Origin of the sequence: Apilactobacillus ozensis DSM 23829 = JCM 17196 (genome assembly GCF_001435995.1) — a bacterium.
Lineage (GTDB): Bacteria > Bacillota > Bacilli > Lactobacillales > Lactobacillaceae > Apilactobacillus > Apilactobacillus ozensis.
Genome location: NZ_AYYQ01000003.1, coordinates 1 through 20,049, shown reverse-complemented (window position 1 = coordinate 20,049; position 20,049 = coordinate 1). Strand labels below are relative to the sequence as shown.

The 20,049-nt window shown below is 32.4% G+C and carries 18 protein-coding genes and 1 riboswitch; of the genes, 11 read left to right on the top strand and 7 right to left on the bottom strand.

The features are described 5' to 3' along the window. The first annotated feature begins 17 nt into the window (after positions 1 to 17). A complete protein-coding gene (locus FD06_RS01155) occupies positions 18 to 1,268 on the top strand; it encodes a S1C family serine protease (protein ID WP_056965645.1) in 1,251 nt (416 codons plus the stop codon). A 63-nt stretch (positions 1,269 to 1,331) separates the two neighbouring features. Beyond that, positions 1,332 to 2,135, top strand: a complete 804-nt coding sequence (locus FD06_RS01150) for a sulfite exporter TauE/SafE family protein (RefSeq protein WP_054657889.1) — start codon at positions 1,332 to 1,334, stop codon at positions 2,133 to 2,135. A 42-nt stretch (positions 2,136 to 2,177) separates the two neighbouring features. On the opposite strand, the gene ade is transcribed toward FD06_RS01150, so the two are convergent. Then, the gene (ade, locus tag FD06_RS01145; protein WP_338024173.1) at positions 2,178 to 3,851 is read right to left on the bottom strand and encodes an adenine deaminase; all 1,674 of its coding nucleotides are present in this window, start codon (positions 3,849 to 3,851) and stop codon (positions 2,178 to 2,180) included. A 349-nt stretch (positions 3,852 to 4,200) separates the two neighbouring features. Here ade and FD06_RS01140 point away from each other — a divergent pair, with 349 nt between their 5' ends. From FD06_RS01140 to FD06_RS01130, 3 genes are all read left to right on the top strand, one after another. Continuing rightward, positions 4,201 to 5,775, top strand: a complete 1,575-nt coding sequence (locus FD06_RS01140) for an Nramp family divalent metal transporter (RefSeq protein ID WP_054657891.1) — start codon at positions 4,201 to 4,203, stop codon at positions 5,773 to 5,775. 32 nt (positions 5,776 to 5,807) lie between these two features. Continuing rightward, positions 5,808 to 6,239, top strand: coding sequence for a universal stress protein (locus FD06_RS01135; RefSeq protein WP_054657893.1), 432 nt, complete (start codon positions 5,808 to 5,810; stop codon positions 6,237 to 6,239). An 80-nt stretch (positions 6,240 to 6,319) separates the two neighbouring features. Continuing rightward, a complete protein-coding gene (locus FD06_RS01130; RefSeq protein WP_054657895.1) occupies positions 6,320 to 6,544 on the top strand; it encodes a hypothetical protein in 225 nt (74 codons plus the stop codon). Positions 6,545 to 6,601: 57 nt separating this feature from the next. Here FD06_RS01130 and FD06_RS01125 read toward each other — a convergent pair whose 3' ends face one another. Further along, positions 6,602 to 7,267 (bottom strand): DUF975 family protein, encoded by a 666-nt coding sequence (locus FD06_RS01125; RefSeq protein WP_056965643.1) that lies wholly within the window; start codon positions 7,265 to 7,267, stop codon positions 6,602 to 6,604. A gap of 125 nt (positions 7,268 to 7,392) precedes the next feature. Continuing rightward, positions 7,393 to 8,733: a dihydrolipoyl dehydrogenase family protein gene (locus tag FD06_RS01120; protein ID WP_054657897.1), complete on the bottom strand. Its 1,341-nt coding sequence runs from the start codon at positions 8,731 to 8,733 to the stop codon at positions 7,393 to 7,395. Between the two features lie 180 nt (positions 8,734 to 8,913). Between FD06_RS01120 and FD06_RS01115 the strand changes: the two genes are divergently transcribed. The 3 genes from FD06_RS01115 (at position 8,914) to yjeM (ending at position 12,700) form a co-directional block, all read left to right on the top strand. Continuing rightward, positions 8,914 to 9,888, top strand: a complete 975-nt coding sequence (locus FD06_RS01115; protein ID WP_054657899.1) for a C39 family peptidase — start codon at positions 8,914 to 8,916, stop codon at positions 9,886 to 9,888. 140 nt (positions 9,889 to 10,028) lie between these two features. Next, positions 10,029 to 10,802 carry a (S)-acetoin forming diacetyl reductase gene (locus FD06_RS01110; RefSeq protein ID WP_054657901.1) on the top strand — a complete coding sequence of 258 codons (774 nt, stop codon included), beginning with the start codon at positions 10,029 to 10,031 and terminating at the stop codon, positions 10,800 to 10,802. Positions 10,803 to 10,887: 85 nt separating this feature from the next. Next, positions 10,888 to 11,062, top strand: a riboswitch (Lysine riboswitch). A 144-nt stretch (positions 11,063 to 11,206) separates the two neighbouring features. Continuing rightward, positions 11,207 to 12,700 (top strand): glutamate/gamma-aminobutyrate family transporter YjeM, encoded by a 1,494-nt coding sequence (yjeM, locus tag FD06_RS01105; protein ID WP_056965642.1) that lies wholly within the window; start codon positions 11,207 to 11,209, stop codon positions 12,698 to 12,700. 36 nt (positions 12,701 to 12,736) lie between these two features. Here yjeM and FD06_RS01100 read toward each other — a convergent pair whose 3' ends face one another. The 4 genes from FD06_RS01100 to FD06_RS01085 form a co-directional block, all read right to left on the bottom strand. Further along, positions 12,737 to 12,949, bottom strand: coding sequence for a hypothetical protein (locus tag FD06_RS01100; protein WP_056965641.1), 213 nt, complete (start codon positions 12,947 to 12,949; stop codon positions 12,737 to 12,739). A 100-nt stretch (positions 12,950 to 13,049) separates the two neighbouring features. Further along, positions 13,050 to 13,784, bottom strand: a complete 735-nt coding sequence (locus FD06_RS01095; RefSeq protein WP_056965640.1) for an amino acid ABC transporter ATP-binding protein — start codon at positions 13,782 to 13,784, stop codon at positions 13,050 to 13,052. After that, entirely contained in the window at positions 13,781 to 15,235 is a 1,455-nt protein-coding gene (locus FD06_RS01090) for an amino acid ABC transporter substrate-binding protein/permease (protein WP_054657905.1), read from the bottom strand. Before FD06_RS01090 ends, FD06_RS01095 begins: the two co-directional genes overlap by 4 nt. A gap of 361 nt (positions 15,236 to 15,596) precedes the next feature. Continuing rightward, positions 15,597 to 16,466, bottom strand: coding sequence for a mechanosensitive ion channel family protein (locus FD06_RS01085; protein WP_056965639.1), 870 nt, complete (start codon positions 16,464 to 16,466; stop codon positions 15,597 to 15,599). A 422-nt stretch (positions 16,467 to 16,888) separates the two neighbouring features. Between FD06_RS01085 and FD06_RS01080 the strand changes: the two genes are divergently transcribed. Genes FD06_RS01080 through FD06_RS01070 form a run of 3 tightly spaced genes read left to right on the top strand, consistent with a single transcriptional unit; the run spans position 16,889 to position 19,972 of the window. Beyond that, on the top strand, positions 16,889 to 17,443 hold the full coding sequence (locus tag FD06_RS01080) for an ECF-type riboflavin transporter substrate-binding protein (RefSeq protein ID WP_056965638.1): 555 nt from the start codon (positions 16,889 to 16,891) through the stop codon (positions 17,441 to 17,443). A 2-nt stretch (positions 17,444 to 17,445) separates the two neighbouring features. Then, a complete protein-coding gene (locus FD06_RS01075) occupies positions 17,446 to 19,152 on the top strand; it encodes an ABC transporter ATP-binding protein (RefSeq protein ID WP_056965637.1) in 1,707 nt (568 codons plus the stop codon). Next, positions 19,145 to 19,972, top strand: a complete 828-nt coding sequence (locus FD06_RS01070; protein ID WP_056965636.1) for an energy-coupling factor transporter transmembrane component T family protein — start codon at positions 19,145 to 19,147, stop codon at positions 19,970 to 19,972. Before FD06_RS01075 ends, FD06_RS01070 begins: the two co-directional genes overlap by 8 nt. The last annotated feature ends 77 nt before the right edge of the window (positions 19,973 to 20,049 follow it).

The window sequence follows — 20,049 nt, the reverse complement described above, 5'->3', positions numbered from 1 at the left end:
TAATGGGGGCATTACTTATGAAAAAAGAGAATTCTTATATTTGGAAAGCTTCTGTAGCGGCTTTAGTTGCAGGACTTTTAGGTGGTGGGATTGCTTACGGTGGAATTAATGCCTTTCAAAATTCTGGAATTAATACAGCCGTTCCAACTAGTTCAAACAGTGGCGGAACCGCTACTCAATCAAATATAAATGTTAACGTGCAAAATCAAACTGAAAAAGCTTATCAAGCTGTTAAAAATTCAGTGGTTTCAGTTGTGAATTTAAAAGCTGCTTCACAGTCCGATAATCAGTTGGCTCAAATGTTTGGCTTTGAATCTGGCAATTCTTCTAATTCCGGTAAAAGTAAGTCAGAATTAGAAGCAAGTAGTGAAGGATCAGGACTAATTTATAAAAAATCTGGTGATTCAGCTTACATCGTTACTAACAACCACGTCGTAGCCGGTTCTTCGGCACTAGAAGTTATTCTAAGTGATGGTAAGAAAGTTGAAGCAAAAATTGTTGGTCGTGATGAAGTTACCGATTTGGCAGTTTTAAAAATTAATAGTAGTGTCGTTAATCAAGTAGCTACATTTGGTAATTCTGACAACATTAAAGTTGGTGAAACTTCATTAGCAATTGGTTCTCCAATGGGTTCATCATATGCTTCATCTTTAACACAAGGAATTATATCTGCTAAAAAACGTGAAGTACAACAAACTAGTTCAAACGGTCAAGCTACTGGAAATACAGCAACTGTCATTCAAACTGATACAGCGATAAATCCTGGTAACTCTGGTGGTCCATTAATTAACTTAGCTGGTCAAGTTATTGGTATTAACTCCATGAAATTATCGTCAGATGGTGAAGGTACTAGCGTTGAAGGAATTGGTTTCGCCATTCCAAGTAACGAAGTAGTTAATATTATTAATCAACTAGTTGAGCATGGAAAAGTTATTCGTCCAGCTTTAGGAATTCAATATGTTGATTTAACCAATATATCTGCGCAACAACAAAAATCAATTCTAAAGTTACCTGAATCGGTTAAAAATGGGGTTGTAGTTATGAAAACAACAAGCGATTCTCCAGCAGCTAATGCGGGAATCAGTAAGTATGATGTCATAACTAAATTTGCTGGTAAAAATATCGAAAGTCAAAATGATATTAGAGATATATTGTACAAACAAAAAGTTGGTAGCACCGTATCAGTTACTTACTACCACAATGGTAAAGCTGTCACTAAAGATATGAAACTAGATAAGCAGTTATCTCAAATTAACTTTGGCAAATAATTAAAAAAATTAATTAGTTGTTGTACAATGATAGATATCAACTTATAGAGAGAAGTTTTATTTATTCAATCTTTTAGCTTATGGCAAATACTAATCTTTTTTCCAGTAGGTATATTAGCTGGAATTATGAGTACTGTGACTGGTCTAGCATCATTAGTATCTTATCCAGCTTTATTAATGGCTGGAGTCAGTCCAGTGTATGCTAATGTAACTAATACAGCAGCGTTAATTTTAAATGGAATTGGTTCAGGAGTATCATCTTCAAGGGAACTACATGGACATTGGAAAGAAATGTTTAAAATACTACTCTTAGTTTTCGTGGGTGGTATCATAGGTAGTTTTCTTTTATTGTCAGTTCCATCCAAAGTATTTGAAAGTATTGTACCGTTTTTTATTGCAATTGCTGGGATTATGATTTTGTGGCCAGAAAAATCTAATGCTTATCCAACAAATTCTACTGGTTTTGATCCAAAACATTTTCATAATTTCGCAAGAAACAAATTTAAATTGGTTTTAGGCGGTTTAAGCTTAATTTTAATTGGAATATATGGTGGATATTTTGGTGCGGCTGCTGGAGTAATTATGTTGGCAGTTTTATCAAGAACTAGCTCAGAACCATTTCCAGTTTATAATGCTATTCGAAATGTAGCGATGTTAGCCGCTAACTTTGCAGCAACAGTGATATATGCGTTTAAATCACACATTGTTTGGGTATTAGTACTACCGCTAGCATTAGGATTTCTATGTGGTGGTTATATTGGTCCTAAGATTGTTAGATTATTACCAATTAGATTGTTAAAAATTATCATTGGTATTTTAGCTTTAATATTAGCTGGTATCTTATTTGTACAAACTTATAATATATAAAAAATAAAAATCACATTATCTAAATCGATAATGTGTATTTTTTTATCTTGCAATATTGATAAATTTTTGTTGTTCAAAATCATATAATCCACGGTTGGTTAATTTAATCGTAGGAATTACCGGTAAACTTAAAAATGATAGGGTGATGAATGGGTTAAAATCAATATCATTGCTTATTTTTTTATAAGCATTGGTAATGGCAGATAAATCTTCACTAGCTTTTTGCCAGGATTTATCAGACATTAGGCCAGCAATTTTTAAGGGCATTGTGGCAAGTGTTTTTTCGTCATCGACAACAGAAATGCCACCACCAACTTTAGTAACTTCTTCAATTGCTCGATAGATTGCATCATCACTAGTTCCAAATGCTAGTAAATTGTGTGAATCATGCGCCACAGTTGTAGCAACTGCCCCTTCATTTAATTTAAAACCACTTACTAAAGCTAATCCGTAAGTTCCCGAGTTGTGATGTCTTTCTACATCTACCATCTTTAAAACATCATTTTTAAGGTCAGCTTTGAACTCACCGTTTTCAATAGGAACTTTTTTTATTAAATGTTTAGTTTCGATATGATTAGGACAAATACCAATAACGTTACATTCGTCGTTGCTTAATTCAAGTTTCAAATCTGCTTTAGTAAAATGATGATTCATAGTATTGCTTTGAAAGTTTAAAGTTTTAGTTTCAAAATCATTTTCTTGAATGAACTTTCCATCTTTCATAACCTTATTAACATCAACGGCTTTCGGGTTATTTATAAATACTAAGTCAGCTTTGTAACCAGTTGACAAAGCCCCTAAATCGTCAATTTTATGTGCCATAGCTGCATTGTAACTAGCCATGGTGTAAGCTGTTTCAGGTTTAACACCGTATTGGATGGCTAGCTTAATCGCAAAATTAATGCCACCTTCTTCAATTATAGTGTTTATAAATTTGTCGTCGGTACAAAATGAGAAACGTTGCGCATTACCTTCATTCACAATTTGAATCGTGTTTTGTAAATCTCTTTCAACGGTGCCTTCTCTCAAGAATACTTTAAAGCCTTCAGCCAAACGATCATTAATTCCCTGTAAGTCTGTACATTCATGATCGGTACTAATTTCTGCTTGGCGGTAGACGTCCAGCTGTTCTCTGTTCATGCCGGCACCATGTCCATCAACTTGTAAATGATGGTTTAAAGCATCATTAATTTTTTCCATTATATCGGTATCTCTTTTTTCAACCGCTGGATAATCCATAACTTCAGCTAAGCCCTTAACTTCAGGAAATTTATAAAGTGGGTGTAAGTCTTTAGCTTTAAGAGTAGCACCATTATCTTCAAATGGGGTACAAGGAACTGAAGATGGTAACATTACAAAGACATCTAATGGAGTTTGTCTGGCATCTTCAATCATATATTTAATACCATCAACTCCAGATACATTAGCAATTTCATGTGGGTCAGTAAAAATTGAGGTAGTTCCCATTGGTAAAATTACTTTAGCTAATTCGGATGGAGCGACTAGCGAACTTTCAATGTGGACGTGTGAATCGATAAATCCTGGAACTATGTATTTATCACTAGCGTTAATAATAGTTTTAGCTTGGATTGTATTAAATTGATTTCCGGTAGCAACAATTTTTCCATTCTTAATCCATAAAGTGTTTTTTTCAAATGAACGGGTAAAAACATTTAAAACGTTACCGTTAGTAATGCATAAATCGACTTTTTCCATCATAATAGCTCCAATTCTTAAGTATAAAATTATCGACTATTATCAAACATAAACATTATTTTGTCAAATAGAAAAAAAGTTCGTGTTTTGCTCAAAACTCAAATTAAACTTTAATACAAAGGTATTATTGTACATTTAACAAGTAAATTTACCGATTATTTTACTTTTCGATTTTTTTGTTAAAATAAATTACTCATTATCAAAAGGCTACTTTACAGTATGTATAATGATTATATTTAATAAGTGGATAAAAAAAGTTTAGTAATGCCTAAAAAAAACTTTAAACTTTTTTAATAATATTGTACAATGTGTGTTGTTGCTTAATTTACAGAAAGGTGGAACTACTAATATGAGTGAAAAAGTAAGTTCTCAACACAAAAAGCAAGGCTTAATCCATTATGCTAATGGACCTTCCCTTGAAGAAATTAACGGGAAGATTGATGTTCCTAAAAACTGGGGATTCTGGAAAACATTATTTGCGTACTCTGGACCTGGAGCATTAGTTGCCGTTGGTTATATGGATCCAGGTAACTGGGCTACTTCAATTACTGGTGGTCAAAACTTTGGTTATCTATTGATGTCTGTCATCTTAATTTCAAGTTTGATTGCGATGCTACTACAATACATGGCGGCTAAACTTGGAATCGTGAGTCAGATGGATTTAGCACAAGCTATCCGTGCCAGAACCAGTAAGACCTTAGGAATCGTTTTATGGATTATGACCGAGCTAGCAATTATGGCGACTGATATTGCTGAAGTTATTGGTGCTGCGATTGCGCTTTATTTATTATTCGATATACCTTTAGTTGTAGCAGTTTTTGTTACAGTTCTAGATGTTTTGGTATTGCTATTATTAACTAAGATTGGTTTTAGAAAAATTGAAGCAATCGTTGTTTGTTTAATTTTGGTTATTTTGTTGGTATTCGTATATCAAGTTGTCCTATCTAAACCAGACTGGGGTGGTGCATTTGCTGGATTAATGCCACTTCCACGTACGTTCTCAGGCTCAGAAGAAGTTGCAGGTATGACTCCATTAAGTGGTGCTTTAGGAATTATTGGTGCTACTGTTATGCCACATAATTTATACCTACATTCTGCAGTTTCTCAAACTAGATCAATTGATCATAAAGATGAAGAAGACGTTGCTAGAACAATTAGATTTACTACTTGGGATTCAAATATTCAATTAACATTTGCTTTCTTTGTAAACTCATTACTATTAATTATGGGTGTAGCGGTATTCAAATCTGGTGCCGTTCAAGATACATCATTCTTTGGATTATTTGATGCTTTAAATAACACTAAGATGTTATCAAACCCAATTTTAATTGGGGTTGCTAAGTCTGGTGTACTTTCCACTTTATTTGCAGTTGCATTGTTAGCTTCAGGACAAAACTCTACCATTACCGGTACTTTAACTGGTCAAGTTATCATGGAAGGTTTCGTTCACATGAAGATGCCTCTATGGATGCGTCGTTTAATAACTCGTTTGATTTCAGTTATTCCAGTGCTTATTTGTGTGGCAATGACTGCGAAAGAATCTGAACTAGCTCAACATGCCGCAATTAATGATTTAATTGAAAATTCACAAGTATTCTTAGCATTTGCTTTACCATTCTCAATGTTGCCATTACTAATGATGACTAATAGTAAAGTTGAAATGGGTGAAAGATTTAAGAATAGTACTTGGGTAAAAGTTTGTGGATGGTTATCAGTTATAGCTTTGACATTCCTAAACTTGTTAAATATGCCAGATTCCATTATTGGATTCTTTGGTGATAACCCAACTGCTGGTCAACAACATGCTGGTACTATTATTGCTTATGTAATTGATGTTTTAATCTTAGCATTACTTGTATGGACTTTAGTAGAATTGCATCGCGGAAATAAGCGTTACGCTCAAAAGCAAGCTAATAAAGATTAGTTTAAATTATATAAAAGATAGAAGGCTTTAATATGAATGATGACTTCAAAAAAATTTTAGTAGCAGTTGATGACTCAGACGATGCTATTTTAGCTTTTAAGTACGCCATTGAACGTGCTAAAAAAGATGAAGCTTCATTAACTATCGTTTCAGTGCTAGAAGATGAAGATATGAACATCTATCAAGCTTTAACTAAGGATTATATTCACGGTGAACGTTCTGAATTAGAACAACACGTTTTAGATTATCAAAAACAAGCTCAAGAAGCTGGAGTTAAAGAAGTTAATGTGATTGTTTCTGAAGGTGAAGCTGGAGAAACAATTGTTAAAGATGTTATTCCTCATGTTGAACCGGATTTACTAATTATTGGTTCTGAATCTAAAAAAGGAATTGCCAAACACTTTGGTAGTCAAGCAGCTTACATGGCTAAGTATGCACCTATCTCTGTAATGGTAATTAGATAGTAAAATTATTTATAAAAAGCACTCAATACTATAGCTATTGAGTGTTTTTTTAGTATTATTAAATATGAGGTGAATTATAATTGAATGAAATATTAAATGAGTTTTCACAAATGTGGCATCAAAATGGACCACTAGCAGTCGTTGGATTTGTATTGGCTGTTCTAGGAGTATGTATATTTGGTGTAGGTAAAAAGATTCCTTTGATTAGATACATGTTAGGTGATCGTAGTATGATTGCTCAATTTTTCTGGGGAAGTATCATTGCGGTGATTGGATTTGCAATGATTTACTTGTTCAGACACTAAAAAATAGGTTATGGAGGTTTACTTCATAACCTATTTTTTTAAATAGTACTTATTTTCTTAATCTAACAAACTATCATAGAAGTTAGCTATAGTTAAACGATAGTAAGGTATTACATAAATACCAGCTAGTCCAAATGTAATTCCTACTAACAAGAACCAACCGATGAAACTTAATTGAAGAACGAAGAATTCCCACTTATGTCCGTCCATAAGCTGACGACTTTTTGTGATAGCATCCATGTATGATATGTGTTCACCTTTATCGACGGCATCTCTATATATATAAAATGCTTGAGAATATGCTAATCCTTTTATTATTCCTGGAATTATTAGTAACAATGTCCATAAGCATATCATTATATAAGATAATATATATATAAATATTGTTCCCCAGAAATATTTACCATTATTAATTATAGTTACAGAATGCAAAAAAGGTTTGTTATATTCAGCCTTATTACGTATATGGTCAATACATACAAACATAATTCCAGTCATTAATAGTCCAGCTACTATTGAAAATATAGTAGTTGAACCTAACATTCCCCAATTATGTGTTACTTTTATGTGATTACTTCCGTCTATACTTATTTCTGATGAATTTTGGTATGTTACCCCAGAAATAATTGATAAAATATAATATGGTAAAAACATTAAAAAGAAATACTTAAAGTTAGTCATTAAAATTCGATCTGCTTTTTTCTTAAGATCAAATCTACTCATAATATAAATCCTCCCTGATAATTTATACTTAACATACTAATAGAGTTATTATAGATTTACAATACATACGTGAAACAAAAAAAGATTAATCGCTATGGATTAATCTTTTTTAGGTTATTAGGTTGTTACATATTACCCCAAGTATCACTAGTGATGGATGGGAACAATTGAACTATCTGGCCCATTTGGTCTTTATTTAACTTTAAATCAATAATTGGTAATAACGAGTCTACAGCATTATCAGCCTCATTACTAATTTCGGTAAAGCCAACTAGTTGATGTTCTTTATTGTAAATATAATTATTTTGAGCAATTTTATCATTTGTCATAATTCGATACCAATCAGAATCAGTTAAATTATTTTCTTTGATGTCATATTTATCGGGATTACTCTTAGCTTCGTCTACACTAACCCCAACTTGACCAATACGTGGCATAGTAAATGCGACTGATGGAATACTTGGATAATCAATTGGTTTATCAGTTAGTTTAGCAAATAATTTCATTAAATAAGTTGATTGAAATACAGCAGTTGGAGTTAGCTTAGGTTGCCCAGCATCAGCAACGTCACCGGAAGCATATATGTTGTCTACTGAGGTTCTTAAGTAGTTATCAACTTTGATACCTTTTTTGTCAAAATCCACCCCAACATCTTCCAATCCGATATTTTCAACGTTTGGAATGCGGCCAGCTGCATCTAAAATCCAGTCAGTTTCAAATTTTTCATTATCACCATATTCGACAACAAATTTGTCGTTTTCTTTGCTGAAACTAGCTACATTAGCTGATTTAATGAATTTAATGCCTTTATTTTCTAGTGATTTCATTAATATCTCAGTATAAGGTTGGTAGAATTGTCTCAAAATGCGATCACTATGCATAAATACAGTAACATTTGCACCAACGGCGTTAGCAATCGTAGCAAATTCCATTGCAATATATCCAGAACCAATGATAGCGATATTGTTAGGCATTTCGTCTAAGTCCATAAATTCTTTACTATCATGGCTTAAATCAGTACCAGGAATGTCTAATTTATTTGGTCTTAAACCAGTAGCAATTACGATGTTTTTTGACGTGATTTTTCTGTCGTCGACGCTTACAGTATTTTTGTCGACAAGTTTACCCCATCCTTTTATTACATCAATTCCCATTGATTTCATACCGCTTTCAATAGCTGAAGGTAGTGAATTAATTGTTTTACGTTTATTTTCAACGTTATTTCTCCAGTTAATTTTTAGATTTCCTTCTAAAATGTTACTCATTTGTTTTTGTTGTTCATAAATTTTTATAGGTGTATCTAGGGCTATTTTGGCGTTGCAACCCCAGTTAGGACAAGTTCCACCAACTTTATCAGCTTCAATAACACCAACTTTGAATCCCTTTTGTGCTAGAGGCATTGCACCATCGAAGGTACCATGTCCGGCTCCAATGTATAAAACATCATAATTATATTTATCAGCCATTTTTTAACCTCTTATCTTTTATTTATTACGTCTATAAACTACTATTTCAACGGTTAATATTCAAACAATTGGCCTAAAGGTGTAACATTATATTCATAAAAGTTAATCTTTATGTTATACGTTTGTTAAATTTAGTTGATATTATTTACTCAAAATAAAAATAAGAAGATGGATTTTAAAATGAAAAAAACAGTATATTTAGCAACTTTATCTTTAATGGGTTTAGGCATCTTTACATCCGCTATTAAGTATAATAAAGCTTATGCTGATTCTATCAACGGAGTTAGTGTTGAAAACAATCAAAATAACACTAATAGCAATAGTGAAAACAACAATGATAATGGAGAAAATAATAATAGCGACGAAAATAATGCTGACCAATATAAGTATGATGTAACTTCTGCTAGGGATAAATATATGATGAAAATAGCTAATGGAACTTCGTATCTATGGGCAGAACCATATAAGCCAGGAGCTAAATACTTAGGTAGCACTAATAGAATTAACGGATTATCCGTACAACTAAATCAAAAAGCCGTTTCAAATAAGGAAACATATTACCAAATTAGTCGCAAAGGACACGTTTATGGTTGGATAAACGCTAAGGCTTTAAAGAGCATATCAACTTATGTTTTACCATACACTTATTCTAGTCAATTGTATCCAACCCTCGCACCAAATGCCTGTGAGGCGATTAGTCTAAAAATGGCGTTATCAGTTAAAGGTAGTGCTAATAATTTGAGTACACGTACTTTTATCGATCGAATGCCTAGAAGTTCTAATATTCATAAGGGTTTTCGCGGTAATCCATACAAACATAACGCTACCAACGTTTCATGGACTATATTGCCGGCTCCTTTAACTAGATATGGCAAACAGTATAATTCCAATACCGCTAACATTTCTAGTTACCACAAAGACCAAATCATTAAGGAAGTTAAAAGGGGAAATGCAGTGGCCTTTGCTGGATCAAGAAATATGCGTGGTAAAGCCACGGGCCATATGTTAACAATTGTTGGATATAGATATGGGCAATTTTTAGTTGCTGACCCTTATAAATACGCTGGAGATGGTAATAAAATTTTCTGGGTAAGCACATCCAGATTTCAACAAGTATATGACCAATATAATCGTTATGCAGTTGTAGTTAGATAATATTTATAATAAGATTAAATTTAAATTTCTAAAATTCAATTTATAATAAAAATTAGAAAAAAATTATTGAAAACCACTTACATTTTAACCGTTTTTAGTGTAAATTTATTTATGAATAAATAAACTTAAGAGGTGTCCCAATGACAAAAAAAGTAGCTTTTGTAACTGGTAGTGGTCAAGGTATTGGAAAATCAATTGCTGTAAGATTAGCTAAAGATGGTTTTGCAGTTGCTATTGCTAACCGTACTTTATCTAAAGGAGAAGCGGTTGCTAAAGAAATTAACGATAATGGTGGAGAAGCTATTGCCGTTCAAGTTGATGTTTCACAAAGAGACCAAGTTTTTAATGCGATTGATGAAACTGTTGAAAAATTAGGTGGCTTAGATGTTGTTGTAAATAACGCTGGTGTTGGCCCAACAACTCCTATCGATACAATTACTCCAGAACAATTTAACACGGTATATAACATCAATGTTGCTAGTGTTATTTGGGGAATTCAAGCTGCCAGAGATAAGTTCAAAGAATTAGGTCATGGTGGTAAAATTATTAATGCTACTTCTCAAGCAGGTGTAGTTGGTAATCCAAACTTAACTTTATATAGTAGTACTAAGTTTGCTATTAGAGGTATCACTCAATCTTCAGCTAGAGATTTAGCTGAAGAAGGCATTACAGTTAATGCTTTTGCACCAGGTATCGTTAAAACTCCAATGATGATGGACATTGCCCATCAAGTTGCACAAAACAACAATAAAGACGATGATTGGGGTATGCAACAATTTGCCAAAAACATTGCAGTTAAACGTTTAGCTGAACCTGAAGAAATTGCTGCTGGTGTAGCTTTCTTAGCTGAATCAGATTCTAATTACATGACAGGTCAAACTTTAATTTTAGACGGTGGAATGCAATTCCATTAAAAAATACTAAAAAAGATGCCTAAAAGGCATCTTTTTTAGTTTGCATAATATAAAATGTTATTGTATTATTAAAATAATCAAATATATCTAAGGAAGAGGCGCAAAATACATTAGTATAGCTATTGAGTTGATTAAGCAACTGTGATTTAGTTAAAAAGGGTATTTTGCCGAAGTAATGAATTACTTATTTAATTTATTATTGGGGACCAGTTTAATAGACTGGTAACTGTCGTAGTTTTCTACGGGGTGCTTTTAAGGTATTTACATATATGAACTTTTTAGTTTGTTAAGTACTTATTTTAAAGCATCTTCTAATTTTAGGAGATGCTTTTTATATATGTAAAATCTTTACATAGTTATTTAGCTGTGTCGAAGTGTCTTCCTTAAAAAAGGGAGTATTTATTATGGATAAAGTACAAAGTAATCGTAAGATTACAACAATGGGACTAGTTCTCATTATTTTTTCAACTATTTTTGGAATTAGTAATTCTCAGACGGCTTTTTATCAAATGGGTTACGCTAGTGCAACTTGGTATATATTAGGAGCACTATTGTTTTTTATTCCAACTAGTTTAATGTTTGCTGAATACGGTTCAACTTTTAAGGATGCCCACGGTGGAATTTATTCATGGTTAGAAAAATCAATTGGTAAAAAATGGGCATTTATTGGTAGTTTTACCTGGCTAGCCGGTTGGGTTTTAACTTTAGTTTCACTTTTAACTAATATGTGGATTCCTTTATCAGTTACTTTTTCAGGCGTTGATAAAACCCAAACTTGGAGTTTATTGGGACTTAATTCCAATGAAACGATTGGAATTTTATCAGTTTTTGCAATTATTTTAATTACTTGGGTGGCTAATCGCGGATTAAATGCAATTACGCAAATTTCTTACTTTAGTGGAATTATTAGTGTGATTGATATTATTATTTTTGTAGGTTTATCAGTTTGGTTATTAGTATTGCAAGGTGGCCACTTTGCCGAACCAATTACTATGCACAGTGTTACACAATCTCCTAACTCAGCTTTCCAATCTCCAGTAAGTATTTTTTCATTTTTAGTTTATGCTATTTTTGCTTATGCTGGGATGGAAACGTTAGGTGGAGTTACTGATAATACTAAAAATGCTAAAAAGACTTTTCCACGTGCGGTTATCATTGCCACGGTTTTTATGACTTTGTCGTATGTGGTAAGCATTTTTATCTGCGGAATTAGTGCTAACTGGTTAAAAGATTTAAGCGGCAGCAACATTAATTTAGGGAACGTGCGTTATTTCATGGTAACTAATTTAGGTTCTATGTTTGGTGAAAAAGCTTTACATATGAATGCAGCTAACTCAGTTGTTTTAGGCCAATGGATTTCTAGATTTATGAGTTTAACCGGATTTATAAGTTATTTTGGTGAATTTTTATTCTTAATTTATGCACCGATTAAATCATTTATTGAAGGTTCACCTAAAGACTTTTGGCCAAAGAAAATGACTAAGTTAAATCAAAATGGAATTCCTTCTTTTGCTCTTTGGATTCAAACGCTAGTAGTTTGCTTGATTGTTTTAGGGGTTTCATTTGGTGGATCTACTGCACAAGCTTTCTATACAATTTTGACTGATATGAATAATATTACGACTGCAGTTCCATACTTGTTCTTAGTAGTTGCTTTTCCATTCTTCAAGAAAAATTTTGCTAATAATCAAGTTGGTGCTATTTTCTATCATCGCCGAATAACAATTAATTTTGTAACGGTGATTACTATGGCTACTTTGGCATTATCGATTATATTCACATCGTTACAACCAATTTTAGACCATGACTTACAAACAGCATTTTGGACTGTTTTCGGTCCAGTATTCTTCATTATTGTTGCCTGGATTTTCTATAATCGAGCCAATAAAAAAGCTTAAAATAAAAAAGATTTGGTAGACATTACCAAATCTTTTTTATTTTGCCTGCTTTATAAGTTCTTTAGCAGTACCTTTGTTTACGTTTAATTCTTTTGTGATTATCTCTATTTTGTCTGAAAAATTCATGCGATCATGTTTAACTCTTTTCACTAATACTCTTTTTTTATCGTCTTTTATAATATCTTGAGCTTTCTGTTTGTTTTTACTTTGTAATTTTTTAGGTAAAACATTGATAATAAAGTTTAACATTGCTTAACTATCTCCTTTGAGATTACTTTTCATAATTATAACAGAAAATATTCAAATAAATAAAAAGGAACATTCTATTTTAGAATGTTCCTTTTTATTTTTATGCATCTAAAACTTTGGATAAAAATTCTTGTAATCTTAAATCCTTAGGGTGATTAAAGATTTCATCAGGGGTACCTTCTTCTAAGACTTTACCTTTATCTACGAATAGTACACGGTCAGCAACTTCTTTGGCAAAGCCCATTTCATGGGTAACAACGACCATTGTCATACCATCTTTAGCTAGTTGTTTCATAACGGATAGCACATCACCAACCATTTCAGGATCTAAAGCTGAAGTTGGTTCATCGAATAGCATGATGTCAGGATGCATTGCCAGGGCTCTAGCAATCGCAACACGTTGTTTTTGACCACCAGATAGTGATTGTATTGGAGCATCGAATTTATTTTCTAGTCCAACGATTTTAAGTAACTTTCTGGCTAATTTACTAGCATCTTCCTTTGAAACATTTTTCAATTCCATTGGGGCTAGCATGATGTTATCAGATACTGATAAGTTGTTGAACAAGTTGAAGTGTTGGAAAACCATCCCAATTTGTTCTCTTACTTTATCAATATTAACGTCTTTTTTAGCAATGTCTTCGCCGTGAACGATAACTGAACCAGAAGTAGGTTCTTCTAATTTATTCAAAGTTCTTAAAAGAGTACTCTTACCTGAACCAGATGGTCCAATAATAACGACTACTTCGTTATCTTTTACTTCTAAATCGACACCTTTTAAAACATGGTTATCGCCGTATTGTTTATATAAGTTAGAAACTTTTATTTTACTCAAATCTTAGTCCTCCTTTTGCCCCAGTTAGAAAGCCAAGTTAATAGCGTAATAATTACAAGATACATAATTGCAATGGCAGTCCATACTTTAAACCCTTCAAGGTTTCTAGCAATGATGATTTTACCAGTTTGTGTAAGTTCTAGAATACCAATTACTGATAGGATAGAAGTATCTTTAAGTGTAATAATAAATTGGTTAACAAATGAAGGAATTATAATTTTAACACCTTGTGGAAGGATAATCTTACGCATTGATTTACCAAATGGAAGACCTAAACTACGTGCAGCTTCCATTTGACCTTTATCAACTGATTGAATTCCTCCCTTAACGAAGGCAGCAATGTATGCACCTTCATTGAACATTAGCGTGGCGACACCGGCTACGAATGCTGGTATTTTAGTTCCGGTTAAGCTTGGGATACCAGTATAGATAAATAATGCCAATACCATTAAAGGCAAACCTCTAAAAATATAAATAACGGTTGTTGATACACCTTGTAAAAACTTACTTGGTAACACACCCATTAAACCGAATATCATACCGAAAATTGTAGCAAAGAAAATTGAAACGATTGTTAACCATAAGGTTTGTACAAAACCATTCCATAAGAAAGATTTGTTTTGCTTCAAAATACCAATGAATGAATGATTATCTGCATAGCTACTACCAGCGTTAGGCTTAGCTTTTAGATACTTATCAACTATTTTTTGGTATTCACCATTTTTCTTTAAGTTGTCTAGACCAACATTAAACTTATGTAAAAGCTCTTTGTTTTGTCCCTTTTTAACAGCAAAGCCATAATAACCGTTGTTGGCAGGCTTAGTAACTATTTTAAGTTTTGTTCCTTGTTTAATTGCGTACATCATAACAGGATTGTCTTCAAAACAAGCTACTGAGTTACCTGTAGTCACATCCTGATACATATTGCTTGAATCATCAAAAGTAGAAACTTTAAAACCGTATTTCTTTTGAATACTGTTAGCGTAGTCAGCTCCTGCGGTACCAGTTTTAACAGCTACAGTTTTACCCTTTAGTTCATTTAATGATTTAATACTACTATTTGGAGCAACTGCCATGACTACTCCAGAGCTGTAGTAAGGCTTAGAAAAGTCAAAAGTACCTTTTCTTTCAGGTGTGATGTTCATTCCAGAAATCATACCATCAATTTGTCCAGATTGAGTTGCTTGAACTGATCCATTGAAACCAAGTGGTTTAATATTTACTTTAAAGTCTTGGTTCTTAGCAATGGCTCTTAACAAGTCCATGTCAATTCCTACATATTTGTTGTCGTTGTTCGCGAATTCAAATGGTGGGAAGGTTACATCTGTTCCAATTTGGTAAGTCTTTGTATCGGCGTTAGCCCTGCTAGGAGCTAAAAATACTCCTAAAGCTATCATTAGTGCACAGATGGTAGTTAAAAATACACTAATGGTTAAATTACGTCGTTTCATTGTATCATCCCTTCTATGTTACTTTTTATAACATTAACTGTATTAATAATATCAGAATATTCGTAATATGTATATAAAAAATAATGCTTATGTCATTTTAAATTACATAATAAAATAAAAGACGCCCATTCCGGCATCTTTTATTAATCGATAGATGTAACGTAATAGCTAAGAGTTATAGCGTTTATGATTAGCTTTTAAACGTTAATTTTTTATATTCATAAATTGTTATTTCAATAACATTAATAAACTAATAACTAACATTATACAATAAAACCCGTTTAAAATCTTAAATTTTATCTGTGTTGTTCGTGTTTCATTTCATAATAAAAAGAAGTACATTCTTCTTATGCACTTCTTTTTAATGGTTAGTCCCAAATAAGATATGATTATCTGGTAATTTAATACCAGCTTTATTAATAGCCGTTAAATATAATTCTAAGAATTCAAATTGAATTTCAAAACGAGCATCAGCAGTAGTTGGAATATATTCTTTGATAGCAATTGTGCCATCGCCCATATCCACCGTACCTAGTAATTCAGGTGCGCTGATGATAGTTGGTCGTTTAGGAACGTATTCTTTATTAACTTGGTTCATTATATTAATTACCTTATCGATAGGAGTATCAGGGTTAATTCTAATGTTGATTTCAGCTTTCATTCTTTGCTTAGACATATTAGTAATTACGGTGATGTATCGATTAGGAATATAATTTAGTGAATCGTTATTGCCTCTAATTTGCGTAGTTCTTAAGCCAATTGATGAAACTGTACCGGTAACTTCATTTATAGTGACATAGTCGCCAATTGAGATTTGCTTTTCAAATAAGATAAAGAAACCATTTAAAATATCTGATGCCAAACCTTGGGCACCTAAACCAATTGCCACTGAGAATAACCCAGCACTGGCTAACAATGTTCCCACTGGAATTCCAATAATGGTCAATGCTGAATAAATCCAAAAGAATACTAAGATATATAAATAAGCATTGGTTGATAATGAGTGTAATGTTTTTAATCGGCCCGCCGAAACATCACTTTGTTTCTTTTGGTAACTATTAAACAACCTATTGATTATTTTTTTACCAATGTATCTCAAAATCATAAAGAATAACGAAAGTAAAATTAATCCAATTATGATATTAGTAATGTTATGTAAAATTTGATCCCATTGAAAACTATCTAGATATTTTCTAAAAAAGCTGGGATTAGTAACGTTTACATTGTTCATATTAACCCATCCTTTATTTTAAATTGACTATTACATACTAACATTAATTTAACGTATAATGATAGGTAATTGATTTTGGATAAGCTTGACTTAATAATTTTTTATCAATATAATTTTAATCAATAAATATATGAAACAAATTGACTGATTAAGTAATATTAATGTTTCTAAATTTAGAGAGCTCATATTTGGTGAAAATGAGTTTAGAACTTAGTATGAAAATGGCTCACGATTGGTATCACCGACATTTAGGTGATAATAGGCGGCACCTATTATAAATGTACACATATTTTATGTATGTTGGTAAGGAGATAGTTGTGAAACTATTTCAACATTAGAATGGTATCGTGTTAGCTCACTTCTAGTTAATCTAGAGGTGGGCTTTATTTTATTTGAAACTAAAAATTTAAGGAGTGTTTGTGATGAACAAGAAAAAATTAAGTGTACAAAGTGTTGTAGCAATTGGAATTGGGACTGCAATTTTATTCTTACTCAAAAGATGGGTTTCCATTCCAATCGGAATTCCAAACACTAATCTAGATACGTCATATGGGTTTTTAGGATTTATTGCAGTTTTATTTGGACCAGCTGTAGGTTTTTGTGTTGGTTTTTTAGGACATTCAATTAATGATTTTACTCAGTTTGGAACTCCTTGGTGGACATGGGTATTTACTACTGGGTTCTTTGGTTTAGCAATGGGCTTTTTGAAAAGATATATTAAGCCTGATGAAGGTAAAATTAGTACCCAAAAACTGGTTTTATACAATATATATCAAGTTATTATTAACATCATTTGCTGGGTAGTAATTGCACCAACTGGGGATGTTCTAATTTATTCCGAACCGGCTAATAAAGTTTATTTACAAGGAATAGTATCCGCATTTACTAATAGTCTTTCTACGGGAATTATTGGAACTATTTTATTAGTTATTTACGCTTCCACAAAGGTTCAGAAAGGTAGTCTTAAAAAGGAATAGTTATGGAAAATAAATCAATGATTGAATTTAAGGACGTTACTTTTCAATATAATAGCCAATCTGAACCAACTCTAAAACACATTAACTTGAATATTAAAGCTGGCGAAAAAGTATTAATTGCAGGCCCTTCAGGTTCGGGGAAATCCACACTAGGCAATTTAATCAACGGAATTATCCCGCGAAATATTAAAGGAATGCTAGATGGTGAAATTTTGATTGACGGTAAAAACACGCAGTCAATGTCGTTATTCGATTTATCACTTAAAGTGGGTACATTGTTGCAAAATTCTAATGACCAATTCGTAGGATTAACCGTGGCTGAAGATATTGCCTTTGGTATGGAAAATGATTGCGTAGATAATTCTGACATGAATAAGAAAGTAAATCAGTGGGCTAAACGTCTAGATTTAAAAGATTTACTAAGCCAAGCGCCTAGTGAACTTTCCGGCGGTCAAAAACAAAGAACTGGATTGGCTGGAATTATGGTTGATGAAGCCCCAATCTTATTATTGGATGAACCTCTAGCTGCATTAGATCCAGCATCGGGAGCTGCTTCAATAAATCTGATAGATGCGATTCATAATGAATTAAATAACACGGTTATTGTCATAGAACATCGAATTGAAGAAGTTTTAAATCAATCAGTAGATAAAATTATTTTAATGAATAATGGCGAAATCGTAGGAGTTTTTAAACCTGATGAATTATTGAAAAAAGATATTTTAACTAACTATGGTTTGAGAAATCCGTTGTATTTAGATTTAATAAGATTGTCAGGAGTTGACATTAGTGGCTTGGAACATATCTCATCTGCTAAATTAGTTGACGGTAAATACTTATTACCTAAATTGCAACAAGCTAATGCATATGCTAAATATAGACCTGATATTTCAACAGCATCACCAGTTTTAAAAATAGATAACTTAAACTTTGCCTATAAACAAAAAATTATTTTTGAAAATTTAAATCTATCGATTAATCGTGGTGATATGCTGGCCCTAGTTGGTAAAAATGGGGTAGGTAAATCTACTTTAAGTAAGCTAATTGCAGGGTTCATTAACCCACAAAGTGGCAGCGTTTATTTGGGTGATGAGAGCTTAGATGGTGTGACCATTAAACAACGAGCTGATAAGATTGGCTATATCATGCAAGATCCCGATAAAATGATTAGTAAAGTAATGATTCAAGATGAAGTGGCCTTAGGACTTAAATTACGTGGCTTTGATGACGATTATATCAATCGAAAAGTTATGGAAGTGCTTAAAATATGTCATTTATACGAATTTAGAAATTGGCCTATTTCAGCATTAAGCTATGGACAAAAGAAGCGTTTAACGATTGCTAGTATTTTAGCTTTAAATCCAAAAATATTAATTTTAGATGAACCCACAGCTGGTCAAGACTACTATCATTACACTGAAATTATGCAATTTTTGAAGTCTTTGAACCAAGAACATCACATCACGATGATATTTGTTACGCATGATATGTATCTCATGACTGAATATGCTAATCGAGCAGTGGCCTTAGGTAATCACGGAATCTTAAAGGATGATTATCCAGAAAATGTTTTAAATGATGAATCAGTAGTTAAGGCGGCACATTTAAAATCAACTAGTATTAGCACCATAGCTGACCGATTTAACTTAAACGCTGACCGCTTGACACATTACTTAATTAGTAAGGAGTCGAATATCAAAAATGAATAATAGTATATTTGGTTATGATGGCAACGATACTTGGATTCATAGACTAACTGGAACCAGCAAATTAGTCTTTTTCATTCTAGTTTCAATTATATCGATGATTAGTTATGACGTTCGATTTACATTATTAGTTTTATTATTATCAGCTTTTATTTTTCAACAATCTAAAATAAAATGGCAACAGATTAAATTAGTTGTGAAGTTAATTGTTATTTTTGCTGTGCTTAATTTAATTACAGTGTATATTTTTTCACCGGGTCATGGTGCGTATTTATATGGCACCAGACACGTTATTTTTAACTTTGGATATTTAACTATGACCCAAGAGCAATTATTTTATGAATTAAATTTAGCGATTAAATATCTAGTTACAGTTCCTATATCATTGGTGTTTTTAATCACAACTAATCCGAGTGAATTTTCAGCTAGTTTAAACCAAATCTGCATACCATATCGTTTTAGCTATGCAGTTTCACTAGCTTTAAGGTATATTCCAGATGTGCAAGCAGATTTTCAATCGATTAGCTTAGCACAACAAGCTCGCGGGTATGAAATTTCTAAAAAGGGTAAAGTTATGGATAGAATTAAAGGGACTTCACAAATTTTAGTACCATTGATTTTATCTAGTTTAGACAAAATTCAAGTAATTAGTCAGGCCATGGAGCTGAGAAGATTTGGTAAGAATAAATCTCGAACTTGGTACATGTATCGCAAATTTAGTCGAAATGATTATTTAACTTTATCATTAGCGGTTTTAATTATTGTAATAGGTATCTTATTTATAAAAATTGATGGTGGAAGGTTCTATAATCCATTTAAATAAAAAAAGTTCTCGCAACCAAGCGAGTGAAGTGACCCCCAAAAGTTGGACAATAAAATGTTCAATAATTTGGGGGTTAT

What these genes read in the sequence shown, in the direction of transcription:
- FD06_RS01075 (WP_056965637.1), top strand. Translation starts at nt 17,446, where the DNA reads ATGGAAAATAAATCAATGATTGAATTTAAGGACGTTACTTTTCAATAT.
- ade (WP_338024173.1), bottom strand. Translation starts at nt 3,851, where the DNA reads ATGGAAAAAGTCGATTTATGCATTACTAACGGTAACGTTTTAAATGTT.
- FD06_RS01125 (WP_056965643.1), bottom strand. Translation starts at nt 7,267, where the DNA reads ATGAGTAGATTTGATCTTAAGAAAAAAGCAGATCGAATTTTAATGACT.
- FD06_RS01155 (WP_056965645.1), top strand. Translation starts at nt 18, where the DNA reads ATGAAAAAAGAGAATTCTTATATTTGGAAAGCTTCTGTAGCGGCTTTA.
- yjeM (WP_056965642.1), top strand. Translation starts at nt 11,207, where the DNA reads ATGGATAAAGTACAAAGTAATCGTAAGATTACAACAATGGGACTAGTT.
- FD06_RS01135 (WP_054657893.1), top strand. Translation starts at nt 5,808, where the DNA reads ATGAATGATGACTTCAAAAAAATTTTAGTAGCAGTTGATGACTCAGAC.
- FD06_RS01085 (WP_056965639.1), bottom strand. Translation starts at nt 16,466, where the DNA reads ATGAACAATGTAAACGTTACTAATCCCAGCTTTTTTAGAAAATATCTA.
- FD06_RS01140 (WP_054657891.1), top strand. Translation starts at nt 4,201, where the DNA reads ATGAGTGAAAAAGTAAGTTCTCAACACAAAAAGCAAGGCTTAATCCAT.
- FD06_RS01070 (WP_056965636.1), top strand. Translation starts at nt 19,145, where the DNA reads ATGAATAATAGTATATTTGGTTATGATGGCAACGATACTTGGATTCAT.
- FD06_RS01110 (WP_054657901.1), top strand. Translation starts at nt 10,029, where the DNA reads ATGACAAAAAAAGTAGCTTTTGTAACTGGTAGTGGTCAAGGTATTGGA.
- FD06_RS01100 (WP_056965641.1), bottom strand. Translation starts at nt 12,949, where the DNA reads ATGTTAAACTTTATTATCAATGTTTTACCTAAAAAATTACAAAGTAAA.
- FD06_RS01080 (WP_056965638.1), top strand. Translation starts at nt 16,889, where the DNA reads ATGAACAAGAAAAAATTAAGTGTACAAAGTGTTGTAGCAATTGGAATT.
- FD06_RS01115 (WP_054657899.1), top strand. Translation starts at nt 8,914, where the DNA reads ATGAAAAAAACAGTATATTTAGCAACTTTATCTTTAATGGGTTTAGGC.
- FD06_RS01120 (WP_054657897.1), bottom strand. Translation starts at nt 8,733, where the DNA reads ATGGCTGATAAATATAATTATGATGTTTTATACATTGGAGCCGGACAT.
- FD06_RS01090 (WP_054657905.1), bottom strand. Translation starts at nt 15,235, where the DNA reads ATGAAACGACGTAATTTAACCATTAGTGTATTTTTAACTACCATCTGT.